This window comes from Chitinophagaceae bacterium (assembly GCA_016710165.1).
In the GTDB taxonomy this organism is placed as follows: Bacteria; Bacteroidota; Bacteroidia; order Chitinophagales; family Chitinophagaceae; genus Ferruginibacter.
The window spans coordinates 1541004-1559101 of sequence record JADJLJ010000001.1; the positions used below are offsets into that span (position 1 = coordinate 1541004).

General features: G+C 47.0%; 11 protein-coding genes. 5 read left to right on the plus strand and 6 right to left on the minus strand.

The window, feature by feature from the left end; all coding sequences use genetic code 11:
• Positions 1-227: 227 nt before the first annotated feature.
• Both sprA and ruvA read right to left on the minus strand, forming a co-directional pair.
• Positions 228-7550 carry a cell surface protein SprA gene (gene sprA, locus IPJ02_06695; protein ID MBK7375234.1) on the minus strand — a complete coding sequence of 2441 codons (7323 nt, stop codon included), beginning with the start codon at positions 7548-7550 and terminating at the stop codon, positions 228-230.
• Between the two features lie 28 nt (positions 7551-7578).
• A complete protein-coding gene (ruvA, locus tag IPJ02_06700) occupies positions 7579-8163 on the minus strand; it encodes a Holliday junction branch migration protein RuvA (protein MBK7375235.1) in 585 nt (194 codons plus the stop codon).
• Between the two features lie 132 nt (positions 8164-8295).
• Here ruvA and IPJ02_06705 point away from each other — a divergent pair, with 132 nt between their 5' ends.
• The 3 genes from IPJ02_06705 to IPJ02_06715 all read left to right on the plus strand — a co-directional run bounded on the left by IPJ02_06705 (position 8296) and on the right by IPJ02_06715 (position 11818).
• On the plus strand, positions 8296-9291 hold the full coding sequence (locus IPJ02_06705; GenBank protein ID MBK7375236.1) for a ketoacyl-ACP synthase III: 996 nt from the start codon (positions 8296-8298) through the stop codon (positions 9289-9291).
• Positions 9292-9404: 113 nt separating this feature from the next.
• Positions 9405-11234 (plus strand): S8 family serine peptidase, encoded by a 1830-nt coding sequence (locus IPJ02_06710; GenBank protein ID MBK7375237.1) that lies wholly within the window; start codon positions 9405-9407, stop codon positions 11232-11234.
• A gap of 77 nt (positions 11235-11311) precedes the next feature.
• A complete protein-coding gene (locus tag IPJ02_06715) occupies positions 11312-11818 on the plus strand; it encodes a T9SS type A sorting domain-containing protein (protein ID MBK7375238.1) in 507 nt (168 codons plus the stop codon).
• Positions 11819-11824: 6 nt separating this feature from the next.
• Here the strand turns inward: IPJ02_06715 and IPJ02_06720 are convergent, their stop codons facing one another.
• The 3 genes from IPJ02_06720 to IPJ02_06730 form a co-directional block, all read right to left on the minus strand.
• Entirely contained in the window at positions 11825-12994 is a 1170-nt protein-coding gene (locus tag IPJ02_06720; GenBank protein MBK7375239.1) for an Fmu (Sun) domain-containing protein, read from the minus strand.
• Between the two features lie 60 nt (positions 12995-13054).
• Positions 13055-14317 (minus strand): 2-oxoglutarate dehydrogenase complex dihydrolipoyllysine-residue succinyltransferase, encoded by a 1263-nt coding sequence (gene odhB, locus IPJ02_06725; protein ID MBK7375240.1) that lies wholly within the window; start codon positions 14315-14317, stop codon positions 13055-13057.
• Positions 14318-14481: 164 nt separating this feature from the next.
• Positions 14482-15351, minus strand: coding sequence for an RNA polymerase sigma factor RpoD/SigA (locus IPJ02_06730; GenBank protein ID MBK7375241.1), 870 nt, complete (start codon positions 15349-15351; stop codon positions 14482-14484).
• Between the two features lie 269 nt (positions 15352-15620).
• Between IPJ02_06730 and IPJ02_06735 the strand changes: the two genes are divergently transcribed.
• Entirely contained in the window at positions 15621-16001 is a 381-nt protein-coding gene (locus tag IPJ02_06735) for an ATPase (protein MBK7375242.1), read from the plus strand.
• Here IPJ02_06735 and IPJ02_06740 read toward each other — a convergent pair.
• Entirely contained in the window at positions 15983-16606 is a 624-nt protein-coding gene (locus IPJ02_06740; protein MBK7375243.1) for a hypothetical protein, read from the minus strand. The two genes, IPJ02_06735 and IPJ02_06740, sit on opposite strands and share 19 nt — an antisense overlap.
• Positions 16607-16656: 50 nt before the next feature.
• Between IPJ02_06740 and IPJ02_06745 the strand changes: the two genes are divergently transcribed.
• Complete coding sequence (locus IPJ02_06745) at positions 16657-18096, plus strand: LptF/LptG family permease (protein MBK7375244.1); 1440 nt, start codon at positions 16657-16659, stop codon at positions 18094-18096.
• The last annotated feature ends 2 nt before the right edge of the window (positions 18097-18098 follow it).

Here is an 18098-nt window from a genome sequence, read left to right on the forward strand (position 1 = left end):
GAAACCCGGTCTGACGACCCCGTCTGACCGTGGCTTTCCCTGGCATATTTTTATTTCAGCAAATAAATATTACCATTGAAGCAAATAGTAACGGGCGGTCAGACGGGGACGTCAGACCGGGTACCCGAATGGGCGGTCAGACGGGGACGTCAGACCGGGTGCCCGAATGGGCGGTCAGACGGGGGCGTCAGACCGGGCACAATGAACGGGCGGTCAGGCCCGGTGCATTATTGGGTCAACGAGATCCTTATCTGCACACCGGCCCTTGTATTTACGATCGGTGCACTGGATGAGATATACGGATTAACCCGGCGCTGGTCGAAATAGAGTTTTATGTTCACCCGGTTGTTGAGGAAATAATCGATCGAAGGTGAAATGGTAATATCCCTGCTTCCGCCGGTTGCAAAATTATTATCCTGGTCCAGGCGGCTGTTGGCTGTTACGTTATCCCGTATCTTGAAGTCGAGTCTGAAATTGATCTCGTTCTCCAGCTTATTCCCGGTACTTCCTTTAGGCGTTAAGAACTTAGGCCATTTCACATTCAGGAAGCTCAATGGATTCTTCAGCCCTCTTTTACGATATCCTGCACCAATCGAGAACTCGGTACTGCGTACTTCACTCAGCTGGAAATCGACCAGGCTTAAACTGAGCTGTCTTGTCTTGGCATATTCAACCCGTGCCTGCAATTGGTTGGTGAACATCATATCCACCCCGATAAGCGGCGAGAACTGTTCGCCGATGCTGAGGTTTGGTACCAGGAAGTAAGGAATAAAATTCTTGGACACCGTATCGTAAAAAGACGGATACCCGAACCGTGACACATCCTGGTAAAGCAATGCAGAGGTAAAACCGTTCATGCTCAGGTTTCCTGTGTACCCATGTGATAAGGTGAAATTGGTTATATACTTATCCAGTCCTTTTATCTTGCTCAACCCGCTGTAATCAAGTTTCCAGTTAATTTTCGGAATGATGCCACGGAAAGGATTTGATTTGATGTTCGGGTTGCTCTGCCTGATGAGCGAAACCGATTTCGGATCCTGCCCGGTATAGGCGGCAATAAAGGAAGGGATCAGTACATCAATGGCGTATTTGCCATAGCCATAGTAATACCCATCGGCTCCAACCTGGTTATTGCTGTAAGGATTTGCCTTTCCCAGCCGTTCAGACATGATCACCCGGTAATCCTGGAATTTCTTAAAGGTCTCCGATACCCGGTTCGGATCAAACTTTCCAAACAATGTTTTAAAGGCAATATAAGATACATCGAAACCACCACCGGTATACGGATTCAGGTGATTGAATGAATGATTGGTGCCGCCGCTGGTATCCAGGAAACGGTAGGTCTCAGAATAGTTCTTATTGAATGTCTTGCTCAGGTTAAGGGTGATGTTCAGGTCACGTATCGGTTCAAGCTGGGCACTCAATGTCAAACGCTGATCAAAAGACTGCGTGAACACCGAATTGAACGTGGTATCCCGGGTAATGAGGCCTTTTGCCGATGCCCGGTTAAGCCAGGCGGTATCCGGTTGTCGCCCCAGGATAAAATCTACTCCCGGCGCCATGCTCTTCCAGTTCTGGCCAACATATTTTGTGCTGTCGGTATACCCGGGCAGCCTGGTATGTGCATTTTCCGACAAGGAAACATTTACCTGTTTTACACTGGTGATCAGTTTGCCAAATACCTTCTGTACCCCACCCACATACGGCATGGCTGTTTTATCAACGATCTTCCTGGTCTTAACCACTTTCTTTCCGTTCTTTTTGATGACCGTGTCTTTTACTTTGGTGATGCGGTTACGCCATTTTGCCCTGTCATCAATATTCGATGGCTGGTCTAACTGCCGCAGCCATTTTGATTTCTGGTACAGCCGGTTAAAATCCAGTTGCAATGTTCCTTCTTTCTGCTGGCCATTTTCAATGATATTACCCAGTTCAACTGCCAGGCGTGATGCACCCACCCAGGTGTAAGAAGCCTGGTAACGAAGGTTCATGGTTGTCCAGTCGAGCAACGGCAGTTTACTGGTGGGAACGGTATAGGTGAAATTGGCCGTATGGTTATACAAGGTATTCCGTCCGCCCTTCAGCAGGTTCCTCCACACCGTATCTTTCTTTTCTTTGGTATCAATGCGTCCTGCCGGTTCATCGATCCTTGAATTATTGGTTGCGGTAAAATCAAAGTTCAGTGAACGGGTCAGGTTCCAGCGTAAAATATAATCCCGCTGGAAAGTATAGTACTTATCGTAGGTTTCCGGTATTGAATATTTGGATGCGCCCACGCTGCGTGGACGTATGGCACCAAACTGCCGGTTCACATCTGCCCGGAACGTTAACTGCGAAGGGACCAGGTTAAAATTAAACTCCTTCACCAGGTCGAACCAATGCGTTTTTGTTTTCCTGAAAAGCCGTTTGAAGGGTTCTATATACCTTGGCTTGGGTGAAAAGTTGTATCCAAGTCCGTACCGGTGCTTCACCACTTCATTGCTCTCTATCAGGGGTGTATGGCTCTTTGTTTTGAGATAAGAATAACTTATATCAAAATTGGAGATATCGTAGATCCGGGGAGCTTTTGTACTGGTCTTATTCTTGCGTACATTGGTCAAGTTCACCGCGGTGGTCGAATTGAACTCGATGGCGTTATTCCGTATGGAGTCTTTTACTGATCCGGAAACATTTTTCAGTTTGTCCTTCAGCTTTACGTCCATGTCGTACGGATCGTATTCCGGCGTACTTACATTCTGGGAATAACTGGCAAATACAGGAATGGACAGGGCTGCTGATTTCGGCAACAGTTTACCCAGTTCCAGGTTGGCCGATACGTCAAACTGGTAGAAATTATCCCGGAAGCGGTCATTGGCCCTTTGCTCCAGCGTTCCAAAACCCTGGGTATGTGTATTACCCGAAATAGATAGTGTACCCAGGTCGGCCAGGTTAACATCCAGTCTTCCCAATGCTGCCCATCCGCCGGTTTCATCAATAGAAGAAAGCCTCAGTTCATTCACCCATACTTCGGCACAGGCCGGGTTCAGTGAATTGGTATTTTCGATCCCTATCAGCACACCCCGTATCTCTGCCAGGTTGGGGTTACCCATTACCGAATAGGTCTGGCCACTGCCCTGGGGCTGCCGGTAGATGACCGAAGGCGATGCCGTAACGTCTTCATTGCGGTTTTGTTTAAGCCGCACCAGGGTTTGCAGGTCGATATTCAGCGAGTTGCCCGGGATCCAGAGCGTATCATTATATGCATTGGAATTGGGGTCAAAAAGAGTGGCTGCATTCAGCGGTGTTAAATTCAGCGGTATCCGGATCTCGTAATAGTTGTTCACAAAATCGGTACCCATCCGTATCACAGCTGTAAGGTCCTTATCCTTTAAATTAGGACTCACTTTCTGTGACTCTTCTGCGTGTATGTACATTTCCAGCTTCCGGAACTGGCGCAGGTCACGGTTGGCAAAGGTCTGCTGTACACCCCGGGCATCTCCTTTAGCCAGGTTGCACAGCTGCAGGCTCATGGCCTGTTCGTTAAGCAGCAGGTTCACGCCGTTGTTGCTGAGTGTCTGCACCCGTTGTATCTCTGTAGGCGTACGGTATGGCAATGGGGTACGCTTGTCATTTTCTTCAATATTAACCGCACCCTGGTTGAACGTGGTAGGCCCCGGGGGTAACTGGGTATAAATTCCGTTGGTATCGATCCGGTACTGGAACTTGCGCCATACATTGCGGGTAAGCTGAAGTTCTCCAAAACGCAGTACAACACTGTCGGTAAAATCAGTGAGGAACATACGCATGAAACGGATGGATTTAAAATCGGGGATGTTACCGATCTTACGGTCGTATTGCCCGATGGGGATACGGAACTGGTACCAGGTCTCCGTCCGCTGCGATCCATCCACCAGGTTTACCGTAACCGGTTTTTTATCAACTATAAAATTGGTACCGATGCTCATTTCAGGGGCATTCACCGGCTTCAGGTCAACGATGTACTGAAAATACTCTTCGGTCTGGTTCAGTGTATTGTCCCGGTTCAGGTCTTCCGCATCCGGGTATAATGTGGCCGCCGATGAATAGGATGTACCGGTTGTAGCAACAGGCGAATTGCCTTCGGGACTATTGAATTTTTTATACCTGCCTAAGATACCCAGGTTCTGCTGGTCGAAATCATCGCCCCGGTAATAATGGTAATTATCTGTAGAAGCATCCAGCAAGGCGTCCTGGTAAGCTTTTGAACCGGTACCGAAATTTGCCTGCAGTTGGGCCAGGTAAGCATTCCGTTTATTCGCTTCAGCCGTGTCATCCAGTCCGTCAAAACCAAGGTCCTGGTATTTACGGTCGTTGGGGTCGTTGCTGAATGCATTGGTAACCTGCACCGGGTTCAGGGGCACCCTGCCCCAGTTTGAGTTCTCCACCGGCGAAGGCGCATTGGGAGTTGGTAATCCGTTCTCATAAAAACGTTTCCCATCCTTTAATACATCTTCCGAAATATTACCCAGGTTAAAATATAGTTTACCGCCTGTGGAATTTGCTATGGTTGGATTTTTAGGCGAGTTGATAAAGGGGTCCTGCAGCCAGAATTCAATGAACTCAATATTGGCTGTTTCAAAATCGGGCTGATCGATGGAACGCATGAGCCCTCCCCAGCGTTGGGTGGGGTTCAGTAATTTGCCGCTTGCGTTGATGGTGGTTGCATCATAATTGTACGGGCCTTTATCGGTCGGGTAATACGCCAGGTCAAATGTCACCAGTTGGCTTTCACCAAAGCCGGTGGTACGCTGCGGAAAGATCTCCCGCTGGTAAACCTGCCGTACCCGGGGATCGCTCAATTCCACGCGGTCGCCGATGGGATTGTTGGAAGCCCGGTACTGCTGCAGTATAGGTTCGATCTGGTACCAGGCAACCTTTGCCCTGTTCCTTCCCGCATTGATATCGTCATTCAACGAAGCTTCCGGGAACAGTAATGTATTGGTTCCTTTTGCAGTAGCTCCCAGCGGTACGGATGACAATGCCCAGCTGATCGGCGGGAATCTCAGGTCGAGCCCGGATTGTGTGCCGTCGAAATCATCTATGTTGATGATGCCTTTTGAACCCCTGCCGATCTGTGGTGCATGACCGGGTTTAAGGAAAGCGCCTTCGGCAAAAAAGTTAACGGAAGAAGGGGCAGTGGTCTGGTAAAAAGGAAGTTTATCCAGCAACTTGGTTATCCGGGGTGCATCGGTTTTATAGTTCACATCCAGCCCGTACATGGTATTGCGGATAGGCTCATTGGTGCCGCCGGCATTGTTGTTATCGTAACTTACCTTACTGAAGAAAGGCCTTTCGCTCAGCCGCACAATGGTACCGCCGATCGACAATTGTTTTTTGGCAGTATTCTTCGCCATATAATCCCAGCGCAGGGCCATGTAGCTCCGTTGCTGCAGACCAAACGTGGCATTGTTCTCATAGTTCACCTGCACAGGTATGCCCGAGTTAATGATGGCGGAGTTCGTTATTTTAATGGTACCCAGGTCGTAGTTAATGTCATAATCTATTCCTTCGATCAATTGGCGCCCGCCCGCCGATACCGTAACCGAACCACGGGGAATGTTATAGCCAATGCTGATATCGGAAGATCCGGAGATCTTTGCCGAACCCTTCAGTACAAAGCGGTTCAGGTTGGGATATTGCTGCGCCACTGCTTTTATGGAATCATACAGGGCATAGTACAAACTGTCTTTTATAAATGGCTGGTTGGGGTTTGTATAGATCCCTTTGGCAAGGTCACGGCCAAAAGGTTCCAGCACCGGGAACATCACCCGGCTGTATTGCGAATAAACAGTAAACCCTTCCACATAATCAAACACGCCATCGGGTTGTGGATCGAGCTGGTTGTTCAACCGGTCGAGGTTGATGAGTGAGATGATCGGGAAGCCCTGGTTCTTATCCCCGAAAGGAACATAACGCTTCCAGCCAAGTCCCGGCTCCTGGTAAAGGACATCCAGTTTAAAATCGGTGGGGGTCAACGTACCATATCCAATTGCATACACATTTTTCATCATCAGGCTCCAGATGGGCAATGTTGGGCGCTGTGATGTTGCCTTCAATAATTTCAGGAACAATATTTTTTGTGTGGCCTGTGCACTATCCGGCGGCAGGTCCTGCGAGAACTCACCTACCTGGTAGATCTTTCCATTATAGGAATACTGGTAGGCAACGGCAAGCACTTCATCTGTCTGGAGGGGCTGGCTAAGGGAGAGGAAACCTGCCTGCCGGTTATAGATATATTGAGTGGAATCAAGTTTGCGGGCAAATGTTTTTTCAAAATCCTGTACAGGCTGCAAGCCCAGTCCAACCAGGTTATTGAACACCAGCGAAGAACTGCGGTTTGCCGGGTTTGAAATGATGTTAGCATACAAAGGGTTTGTTCCGTTGGTAGGGATTTGTGAATTAGGCCCACCGCTTTCACCCAACCCGGCCAAACCAACCACATCCCTTGTCTCGGTGGTGGTGCCATTGCGGTTGGTAACCCATACTTCCAACCGCAGTATCTGCACGGGGGCAGTAATGGCCGGCAGTCTTTCCATCACCTTATTGTAGTTCTCTTTGAAATACTGTGCCAGTAAAAAGTGCCTGTTCTCCTCATACTCATCTGCTTTCAGTTCAAATAGCTGCGATGCGGTACCTCCCTGCAGGTTGGCAGACTGGCGCTGTGATTTCTGATTGGCCACTACACCGGTAACAAACAGTTTTCCAAACTGCACCGTGGTCTTGATACCGAATAATTGCTGCGCACCGGGGATCAGGGTACTCCGGGAAGGAAAGGAAATGTTTCCCAGTTCCAGCCGTTTGATGATCTCGTCATCCAGGCCGGTATAGTCCAGTTTAAGCTGGTTGTCCTGGCCAAAGTTTGCCAGGGTATTGTAGCTGATCGGGAATTTCAGTTTGCCGCCTATGTCTGCATTCACATTCACCTGGGCATTCATGTCAAAATCAAAACCACCATTCTTCCGGGCCCTTTCAGGAAGGGTCGGGTTCTTGATATTCTGTCCCTGGTAGCCGGCAGTAAGGTCCACATTGCCCTGGGGGGTGATGGATATCTTGCCGTTACCAAACAGGCGGTTGAATAAATTATCGTACAAAGACAGTTTGGGTTTCACCCGGCCCCTGTTGAGTACATTCATCAGGTTGGCCCTTTTCTGAAAATATTCGGTCTCGGACTGTTTGCCCCGTATTTTCCAGTATTCTTCAAAGCTGTAGCTGGTGGTGGTTCGGTAGTACCTGTTGCCTATTTTTTCATACACGATGTAGCGGCGTGTCTTGGGGTCGTACACCACCGAATCCCGGATATTAGAGGGATCTTTAAGGTTGAATGTAGTACGCTGCTCGCTGGAAAGGACATCCCCTCTCCGGTCGCGGATGGGATAGGGCAGATTGCCGGTAGGTACGGTATCAACTTTATTGGGTAAAACGGTTGGGTAGTGAGGTTTGGCCGAAGCAGAAGCCGGCTGAAGCAGGCATAGGGTTGCCACCAATACGACAAAGCCAATCAGTTTTGATCTTTTTATTCTAATAAGCAACATCCGGTAAATCAATTAAAGTCGAATTCTTTCAAATGGCTTTAAGCGCTTTTTTAATTAAATCTTCTAATTTCAATACAGATGGTTCGGCAAGGATGACTTTTTGGATGGATTGTTCTGCCTGTGATCTCGGGATCCCGAGGGCAGTCAAAGCATTTAACGCATCCTGTTCCAAACTATTGCCCACATGTACGGAAAGGTTTGTATCCAGGGACTGTTTCCCCATTTTATCTCTCAGCTCCAGAACGAGTCTTTCGGCTGTTTTCTTTCCAATTCCTTTGACGCTCTCCAGCAGTTTTACGTTGCCTTGAATGATGGCCCTGCTCAGTTCCTCCGGTTTCAGGGACGACAGCATCATCCGGGCGGTAGCCGCCCCCACACCCGAAATACCGATCAAAAGCAGGAACATGTCTTTTTCTCCCCTGTCAAAAAAACCATACAACACATGGCCGTCTTCTTTCACCTGCAGGTGGGTGAACAGCTTACCTTCCTCCAGGTTTTGAATATGGGAAAAGCTGTTAAAACTGATATGAACTTCAAACCCGATCCCATTCACATCTACATAAACCAGGGCCGGGCTTTTATACGTAAACTTTCCGTGCAGGTATGCGTACATAATTAATATACAGTCAATAGCGAAAATAAGGATAATTTGCCAGCAATAACCGTTAAAATAAGGGTAAGGTTTTTTCTGTATTTTTACTTTTCCTTAATGCATTAAAACATACTTAGTTAAACACCGGGTTTCATGCAAAAAATAAACGCTGCTGTAACAGCCGTAGGTGGGTACGTTCCCGAATACAGGCTTACCAATCTCGAACTGGAAAAAATGGTTGACACAAACGACGAATGGATAAGAAGCCGGACAGGAATTGAAGAAAGACGGATCCTGAAAGAAGAGGGAAAAGGCAGCAGCGACCTGGCAGCCCCGGCTGTCCTGGAAGTATGCCGCAAGCGGGGCATCAGCCCGGAAGAGATCGATTGCCTGATCTGTGCCACGGTTACCCCCGACCTGGTTTTTCCCGCTACCGCCAACATAATCTGCGATAAGACCGGCGCCAAAAATGCTTTTAGTTTTGACGTGGGTGCAGCCTGTTCAGGCTTTTTGTATGCGTTAACCACCGGCGCTGCATTCATCGAGAGCGGCCGCTATAAAAAAGTGGTGGTGGTAGGGGTAGACAAGATGAGCAGCATCATTGACTACAGCGACCGTACCACCTGTATCATTTTTGGTGACGGGGCCGGTGCTGTTCTGCTGGAAGAGAACAAGGAAGGCAATGGCATACTGGACAGTATCTTAAGAACAGACGGAGCCGGAAGGCAGTTCCTTCATATGAAGGCAGGTGGTTCAGTAAAACCATCCACGGTGGAAACCGTTCTTGCCAAAGAACATTATGTGTACCAGGAAGGCCAGGCTGTTTTTAAATTTGCAGTTAAAGGAATGGCCGATGTCAGCTATGAACTGATGCAGCGGAATAACCTGAGCGCTGATGATATTGCCTGGCTGGTGCCGCACCAGGCCAACCTGCGTATCATTGATGCCACGGCCAGCCGCATGGGATTGCCCAAAGAAAAAGTAATGATCAACATTCAGAAATACGGCAATACTACTGCCGGTACTTTGCCGTTATGCTTGTGGGAGTGGGAAAAGCAATTGAAAAAAGGCGACAACCTGATACTGGCTGCTTTTGGGGGAGGTTTTACCTGGGGCGCCACCTGGCTTAAGTGGGCTTACAACAGTTGAACATAACCGGTAAACAGGTTTTGTTGGCCAGTTGACCAACAAAGGTTCAGGAGCAGGCAACCTGAAGCGGGACCAGGGAATCTTTATCGTATATCTATGAATAAATTCATTGTATGAAAAAAACTATACTCTTTCTCTTTATTGTTTTGCTGGCAGGTATCACAGAAAGCCATGCCCAGTTCTCCCGTTATATCGTACGCCTGAAAGACAAGGGAACAAACCCGTTTTCACTTTCCAATCCATCGCAATACCTTACGGCAAGGGCGATACAACGCAGGACCCGTTACAATATAGCCATTGATTCTTCGGACCTGCCGGTCACACCAAGATATATTGACAGCATTCGCTTAGCAGGTGCAGTAACCATTATCAATACATCAAAATGGCTGAACCAGGTTGCCATTCAAACCACCGATGCAGCAGCGCTGGCTAAAATAAACAGTTTCCCTTTTGTGATAGGATCCGCACCCATAGGCAGCAGGCCCGGGCAAAGCAACAGGCCGGTAAATAAGAAATTTGATGTGGAGCTGAATGAAATACCACAAGGGCCAACTTCTTCCATAATCACAGCCGATTACTATAGCTATGGCCAAAGCTATGGACAGGTGCATCTTCACAATGGCGAATTTTTACACAACCGTGGTTTCAGGGGGCAGGGAATGCATATGGCTGTTTTGGATGCCGGCTTTTTAAATTACCTGACCTTACCCACTTTCGACAGCATCCGGAATAATAACCAGATCCTGGGCACCTGGGATTTTGTGGCAGGTCATGCAAGCGTTAATGAAGATCATCCACATGGCATGAACTGCCTGAGTACCATTGCGGCAAATATGCCCGGGGTATTTATGGGTACTGCACCAAAGACCTCTTTTTATTTATACCGTACCGAAAATGCGGCCACGGAATACCCGATCGAAGAACAGAACTGGATCGCCGGTATGGAAAGGGCCGACAGCTTAGGCGTAGATGTGACATCCACTTCGCTGGGCTATTTTAATTTTGATAATGCCATCTTCAATTACACGTATGTGAACATGGATGGCAATACCACCATGAGCGCTAAAGGGGCCGACCTTGCCGCAAAGAAAGGAATGCTGCTGTTGCTGGCGGCCGGCAATGAAGGCAACTCTGCCTGGCATTATATCATCACCCCATCAGATGCCGACAGTGTAATGGCAGTAGGCGCCGTTTCCGTAGCAGGGAATGTTGGTAGTTTCAGCAGTTATGGCCCCAGCAGCGACGGGCAGATCAAACCTTCCGTTGCAGCAGTAGGAGTAAGTGCAGTAATTGCCAATTCATCAACAGGCCAGCCCACATTTGGTAGCGGAACCTCATTTGCCTGCCCGAACATGGCGGGTCTTGCCACCTGTTTATGGCAGGCTTTCCCCGAAATAAACAACATGGGCATCATTAATACCATGCAGCAGGCGGCAACAAAAGCAACCAGCCCCGACAACCGGGTCGGTTACGGAATACCCGATATGAAAAAAGCTTTTGTGATGCTGGTAAAACAATTATTCACACAACAAACACCCCAGGTTTCCAATTGCAGCGTTACCTTACAATGGAACGTAAAAACAGATTCGGTGATCAGTGTGGTGGTAGAAAGAAAATTACCCGCCGATCTCAATTATACGACCGTGAACACACAAAATTCAACCGGCGCTTTTGCTGCAAGAAATTTTTCATTCACCGATGACCTGAGGAGTTTCCCTGCAAGCGGAATAAAATACCGTTTAAAAATGAATATTGCTGCCGACACCAGTTTTTACCTTGATTCCGTGACCGTGAATTTCATACCCCGACCAAACCTGGGGGCCGATAAGAATGCAAGCGTTTGCAGTGGCAACAGTTTTGACCTTACCACCCAATTCGTTACAACCGGGCTTGCATCCAACTGGACGATCGGGGAAACCCGGTCAATACGCCAACTGCCGTAACAGCCGCGGGTATTTACCAGCTTATCGGTATTAATACTTCCGGCTGCGCCGATACTGCCCTGGTCAATCTCAGTCTTTTGCCTAAGCCTGCGTTGGGGAATGACCTAGCGATCACAAAATGCACCGACAGCATTGTGAACCTTACTACATTATACACAACCACCGGTTTAACGGCTACATGGACGACCGGAGGCAACCCGGTTGCAACGCCGGCTGCTGTTACAACAGCAGGTGTGTACCGGGTAATTGCAATTAACAATTCCTCCTGCAGCGATACTGCATTTGTTACGATAACAAATAACCAGCAGTTGTGTGCGGCGCCATTGGTTGATAAGATCGTTATCAGTCCGAACCCGGTAAGTGATAAACTCACGGTACAGGTGGTAAGAATTGCTGCTGCTGTTAAAACAGAGATCGTTATTACGAATGCTGCCGGGCAAATAATATACACGTTGAGTAACCAGCAGCCGGCAGGTTCACAATCGTACATCATACCCATGAAGAAAATGGCAGGAGGCATCTACTTTGTAACGGTGAGGCTGAATGATAAGAAAGAAGTGGTGAAGAAAATAGTGAAGCAGTAAAAACAGTTATTCCTTTACAAAGGCGGCTGTAAACATAGTGTCTGCCTTTTTATCATACCCTTTTAATAATTCCATCCGCAATAACCGCAGGTGGAATTTTTCTTTTATGAAATGTACGACCTCTTCATTCTCTTTTTTAAAGACAGAGCAGGTGATGTAGATGAAGAGGCCGTTTTTTTCAAGATGCGGAATAACATTGGTAACGATTTGCTTTTGCCTCTCTGCATATTCCCCGATCATTTCCTCCGTAAAGAAATACAACTGTTCGGGTGTACGGCTCCAGGTTCCGCTGCCGGTGCAGGGGGCATCGCAGATGATGAGTTGCCCTTCGGCTGCGCTCAGGATAAGTTTTAGGTTTGGGGTTTGCAGGTCGGCAATAAAGGAAATGTAGTTTTTTATGCCGGCGGCGGAGAATCTTTTTTTAAGGTTTGCTAAACTGCTTTCCCGTATGTCTGAAACGGTCAATGCAATCTTCCCTTCCAGGATATCGTATGCCAGTAAGGATTTTCCTCCGCTGGCAGCGCAGCAGTCCCAGGCAGATACTGGATACTGGATACCGGATGCAGGATCTTTAAGAACATTCAAAACCTGCTGTGAGTTATAGTCTTGTACCACTGCCTCTTTATCAAATTCAATGATCTCATCCAGTTTTGTATTGTTGGGCAAAGCGATGCAGTCATTCCCCGGCATGTCAAATGCCAATTGTGCCTCCTGCAGTTTTTTCACTACTGCATTTTTTTTGCCGGGTCTTACCCGGAGAAAAAGATCGGGTTGTGTAAAGAAAGATAAAGAGAATGATACCGGTTCCATGCCATCGCTTAATTCATTTTTCCAGGGAAATAATTCATTGATATCAATACCGGCCAAAGCAATTTTCTCTGAAACAGGACTTTCAATAGCGGCATTCCATCCGGGTTTATGAAAGTGCAGGAATTCATTGGGAGAATGTTCGCATAAAAATGTTCCGGTAAAAATCCGCTCTTCGACAGAAGCACCTGGGATTGCTCTGCCAAGCCGGTAAAAATTATAACAAAGCGCTGCGATCTGCTTCCGGTCCTTTGAGCCGTATTTTTTATTGGCTGCAAAATATTTTTTCAGGAAAACGGACAATGGTTCCCCCCCATCATACACTTCGATGATCTTTTTCGCTGAATTCAAATAAGAGTGCTGCCGCATACCGGCAAAAATAAAGCCTGCAATTAACATGGCAGGCTTTTAAATTATTTACAGACCGGTTTATAATTCCAGCAAACTTTTCACCGGGTCTTTTCCAAACAATAATAATTCCGGATTTTCGAGCAGTTCTTTCACCCGTACCAAAAATCCAACCGATTCCCGGCCGTCGATGATGCGGTGATCGTAACTCAAGGCCACGTACATCATGGGTTTTATAACAACCTGGCCATTTACCGCCACGGGCCTTTCCACGATATTGTGCATACCTAAAATGGCAGACTGCGGAATATTGATGATGGGTGTGCTCATCATGGAACCGAAGATCCCCCCGTTGGTGATGGTGAAGGTCCCACCGGTCATTTCTTCAATGGTGAGTTTGTTGTCTTTTGCCTTAGTGGCCAGTTCCACCACCTTTGCTTCAATGCCCGCCATACTTAAACTTTCTGCATTGCGTATTACGGGCACCACTAAACCTTTTGGCGCACTCACTGCAATGGAGATATCACAGTAGTCGTGGTAAATGATGCTTTCCCCGTCAATGTAGGCATTCACTGCCGGCCATTCCATCAATGCATAGGTGCATGCCTTGGTAAAGAAACTCATGAATCCCAGGTTAACGCCATGCAGTTCTTTGAATTTATCCTTGTACTTTTTCCGGATATCCATCACCGCACTCATATCCACTTCATTGAACGTAGTGAGCATGGCTGTCGTATTCTTTGCCTCCACCAGGCGCCTGCTCACGGTCTTGCGCAGGTTGCTCATCTTTTCAATGCGATCGTTCCGTTCAAACAGAACGGTGCCCGGCCTTCTTCCGGGATTGTTCAATGCATCCATCACATCCTGCTTCACGATCCTTCCGTTGCTGCCTGATGGCGTTACTACTTTTACATCCACTTTCTTATCGGCAATGATGGCTGCGGCAACAGGAGTTGCTTTCAGGTCGGTTTGGGGTTTTATGCCTGCCTGTCCGGTAGGCAGGCCTGCCTGTCCGGTAGGCAGCTTTGAGGTTTGAGGTTGAGGAGCAGGTTCCTTTTCTTTTACAGCAATGGGTTGTTCCGCCTTTTCTGCTTCTGCCGGCCTGGCAGCATCGGTATCAATTGAACAAACCACATCTCCTATGTTGAGGGTATCTCCTTCTTTGGCGATGATCTTTATGGCGCCGGCTTGTTCCGCATTCAGTTCAAACGTGGCTTTTTCACTTTCCAGCTCGGCGATCACTTCGTCCCTGTTCACCCAGTCCCCGTCTTTCTTATGCCATTTCACCAGCGTTACTTCATTGATACTCTCCCCTACCGTTGGAACTTTTATCTCGATTGACATCTACAGTAATTTATGTGGGGCAAATTTCGGGGAAAATTAAGGATTATTAAAATTGATTTACCGATATTGAATCCCGGGCGGAACAGCAGGCCGGTAAAGCAAAACCGGCAATGGATATCCAGGGCCGGTTCTGATATAAAAAAGCGTATTGACGAGGGTGGAATTCAGGTACCCAGGTAGGTCTTTAAAAGTTTGCACCGGGATGCCGTGCGTAGTTTGGTAATGGCTTTATCCTTGATCTGCCGTACCCGCTCCCGGGTAAGGTTAAAGTGTTCACCGATATCTTCGAGGCTCAGGGCATGGTCAACGCCAATGCCAAAGAAAAACCGGATAACATCCTTCTGCCTTTCGGTCAGTGTGCTTAACGACCGGTCTATTTCTGTTTTCAGAGATGCTTTAAATGCCAGTTCATCATCGGTATTGGCAGCATTATGATTTACAAGAACATCGATCAATGTACTCTCTTCCCCGTCGGCCAATGGCTGGTCCATGCTTACATGGCGGGCAGCCACACCCAGTGTGGCAGCAATTTCCTCTGCATCCATGTCCAGTAAAAAAGCGAGTTCTTCCGGGGTGGGTTCCCTTTCAAATTCCTGCTCCAGCTGTGAAAATGCTTTGCTGATACGGTTTGTTAAACCAACTTTATTCAACGGCAACCGAACGATCCTTGATTGTTCAGCCAGTGCCTGCAGAATGCTCTGGCGTATCCACCAAACGGCATAGGATATGAACTTGAAACCCCGCGTCTCATCAAAACGCTGTGCTGCCTTTATCAGGCCCAGGTTCCCTTCATTGATCAGGTCGGGTAATGTCAATCCCTGGTTTTGATATTGCTTTGCCACTGATACCACAAAACGAAGATTTGCTTTGGTAAGTTTTTCCAAAGCCTTCTGGTCTCCCTGCTTGATACGTATGGCTAATTTAACTTCTTCTTCCGGAGTTATTAATTCTACTTTACCGATCTCCTGCAGATACTTCTCTAAACTCTGGCTTTCACGGTTTGTGATAGACTTAGTGATTTTTAGCTGACGCATACTCATAAGCCTGTTGGTTTAAAGGTTAAGTTCGAAATGGATATGGGTTAATAACTTGTTAAATTTTTACAAATCTATTAACGTAATTTATATTATTTATGATATGCAGCCAAAAAAAAAAATCTAAAACACTGGGTTTCAGAAGTTTGAAATTGTTTTTGTTTAACATTTATATATTATAAGTAAAACAAAAAAAGTCAAATAAATAATTTGATAAGCAGATTATTTTGTTATTATTGCAACATTGCAACGATATCTAAACCAAAAGGATGAGTAAGAAAGTTTTATATACATTAGAATACCCTGTAAGATGCTCTCCAAGTATTTTATATGAATTTTTGATTTCCCCTGCGGGTCTGCAGGAATGGTTTGCAGATAAAGTGGATGAAAAAGACGGGGTTTACAGTTTTTCCTGGAACGGTACGCAGGATAAAGCCCAGTTGCTGGAAACAGAAGAAGATAAGTTTGTACGTTTTCGCTGGGACCATATGGCAAAGGATGAATACTTTGAGTGGCGTATTGAAAAATCGGAAGTGACCAACCAGACCATTTTATTGATCAGCGATTTTGCCGATAAGAAAGATATCAAGGACCAGAGCCAGCTATGGGAATACCAGGTGAAGGAATTGTTTCACCGCCTGGGAAGCTGATCGTTCAGTAACTGCATCATTTCACGAAAATGCGCTTCAAGCATTTTGGGTATTTCATTCCAGGCATCCAGCGGGAATCGTACGGCCAGTTTTACAAATTGTTCCTGGGTGATCCTCTTTTCAAATTCCTCCCTGGTAAGATCCCCAACGGAGCAGTAATTATTTTCTTCAAAGTGATGTTGCCATGGATCATCATTGACGCACACATAAAAATCATTCCGCTGCATCCTGTCAAAGCCCGAACACAGGTCTTTCTCAAACATTGTTTTGTACGTTCCGGATAACTGGAGTGTGAGGCTGAAAAAATTACCCCACCAGAACATGGTACGGACGGCAAAGATATTTTCTCCTTCAAAGCACCGGGGATAATCCAGCATCACGTACGGCAGCTGGCGGTAGTTTTCCCCTTTCGATATTTTTGCTGAAGCCCGGGCAACAGGCACGGGCAATGAAACCTGTTCAACAACTGCCCGATAGTTTTCCGAAAGCTGGCCAAACATCCCGTACAGTTTCCCTATAACAGCATGTTTCGTTAAAATCCAGCCGGTATTGTTTACCAGTTGCAGTTCCTCAGCAGAAAGAGTTAATTTTGACCGATGCTTCATATGAAACGTCAAATTACTACAATTACCGTTCACCAGACCTCCAGCGGGGCATGATAAAAAAATTAGACAAGCTTATTCTCAAGGCATTCATCGGTCCGTTCATCATAACGTTCTTCATCGCTTTTTTTGTGCTGATGATGCAGGGCCTGTGGAAATACCTGGACGACCTGGTGGGCAAAGGGCTCGACTTCATCACGATCGGAAAATTCCTCTGGTATGTGAGTGCTTCCATGCTCACGCTGGCCATGCCCATCGCCATACTTATCTCTTCCATCATGACCTTTGGCAACCTGGGAGAAAGTTTTGAACTGGTGGCCATCAAATCATCCGGCATTTCGCTGCTGCGTTTCATGCGGCCCCTGGTCTGGGTATCGATCTTATTCTGCGGCATCACGTTTGTTTTTGCCAATTACGTCATCCCCTATGCCAACCTGAAATTTGTGGCCCTGTACAATGATATTTATTACAAGAAACCGGCCTTTGACCTGAAAGAGGGTGTCTTCTTCACTCATATACCCAAGTACGCCATCAAAGCAGGGAAAAAAGATGCCGATGGAAAAACCATTCACAATGTGCTGATCTATGAACAGACCAATCCCATCCAGAACAACAGCATCATTGCTGAAAAAGGCGTGATGCGTATCTCCGATGATAAAAAATTCCTCGAATTCAACCTGCAGAACGGGTACCGCTACCAGGAGAATGGAAATACCGGCGACACAGCCACCGAATTCATAAGGCTTGGTTTCAGTTCCTTTAAAAAATTATTCGACCTGAGTGCGTTGCAGAAGCAAAATACGAACGACAGCATTTACCGCAACAACTTTAAGATGTTAAGCGCCGGGCAGATAAACAGGTTCCTGGATTCGCTGACCCGGATGAATGACAGTTTGAACGTTCGGACTGCCCGTTCCTTTGATATGTATTTGCACTATACCATGGTTGCTGACAGTACCTGGAAAAAGATCCCAAAAGCCTTTTCAAAATACAACAGCTTCGATTCGCTTTTACCTGACTCGGCCCGCTTGCAGGTAAAAGATGCTGCCAAAAACATAGCCGGTAACCTAAAGATCAATGTAGAGAATGCTGCCAGCGAAACCGAGAACCGGAAAACAGAGATCCGCTATCACAAAATAGAATGGCACCGTAAGTTTTCCTTATCCATGGCCTGTTTTGTCCTGTTCTTCCTCGGCGCCCCGCTGGGTTCCATCATCCGCAAAGGGGGCTTTGGAATGCCGCTGGTAGTAGCCATCGTGTTCTTCCTGATCTTTCACCTGCTGAATATGTTCGGCGAAAAGTTCGTGAAGGAGAGCATCACTTCCCCGTTCATAGGAATGTGGCTGGCCGTACTGGTGCTGACACCCGTTGGTGTCTTTCTTACCTACAAAGCCATGCACGACTCACAACTTTTCAATAAAGAATATTATTACCGTTTCTTTAAGAGGGTACGCAACCTTTTCGGCCCATCAAAAAGAAGTTCAACCACCTAAAA

Excerpts from the sequence above, each read along its gene's own strand:
- IPJ02_06710 (MBK7375237.1), top strand. The coding sequence starts at position 9,405 with ATGAAAAAAACTATACTCTTTCTCTTTATTGTTTTGCTGGCAGGTATC.
- sprA (MBK7375234.1), bottom strand. The coding sequence starts at position 7,550 with ATGTTGCTTATTAGAATAAAAAGATCAAAACTGATTGGCTTTGTCGTA.
- IPJ02_06745 (MBK7375244.1), top strand. The coding sequence starts at position 16,657 with ATGATAAAAAAATTAGACAAGCTTATTCTCAAGGCATTCATCGGTCCG.
- IPJ02_06740 (MBK7375243.1), bottom strand. The coding sequence starts at position 16,606 with ATGAAGCATCGGTCAAAATTAACTCTTTCTGCTGAGGAACTGCAACTG.
- IPJ02_06735 (MBK7375242.1), top strand. The coding sequence starts at position 15,621 with ATGAGTAAGAAAGTTTTATATACATTAGAATACCCTGTAAGATGCTCT.
- ruvA (MBK7375235.1), bottom strand. The coding sequence starts at position 8,163 with ATGTACGCATACCTGCACGGAAAGTTTACGTATAAAAGCCCGGCCCTG.
- IPJ02_06720 (MBK7375239.1), bottom strand. The coding sequence starts at position 12,994 with ATGCGGCAGCACTCTTATTTGAATTCAGCGAAAAAGATCATCGAAGTG.
- odhB (MBK7375240.1), bottom strand. The coding sequence starts at position 14,317 with ATGTCAATCGAGATAAAAGTTCCAACGGTAGGGGAGAGTATCAATGAA.
- IPJ02_06730 (MBK7375241.1), bottom strand. The coding sequence starts at position 15,351 with ATGCGTCAGCTAAAAATCACTAAGTCTATCACAAACCGTGAAAGCCAG.
- IPJ02_06705 (MBK7375236.1), top strand. The coding sequence starts at position 8,296 with ATGCAAAAAATAAACGCTGCTGTAACAGCCGTAGGTGGGTACGTTCCC.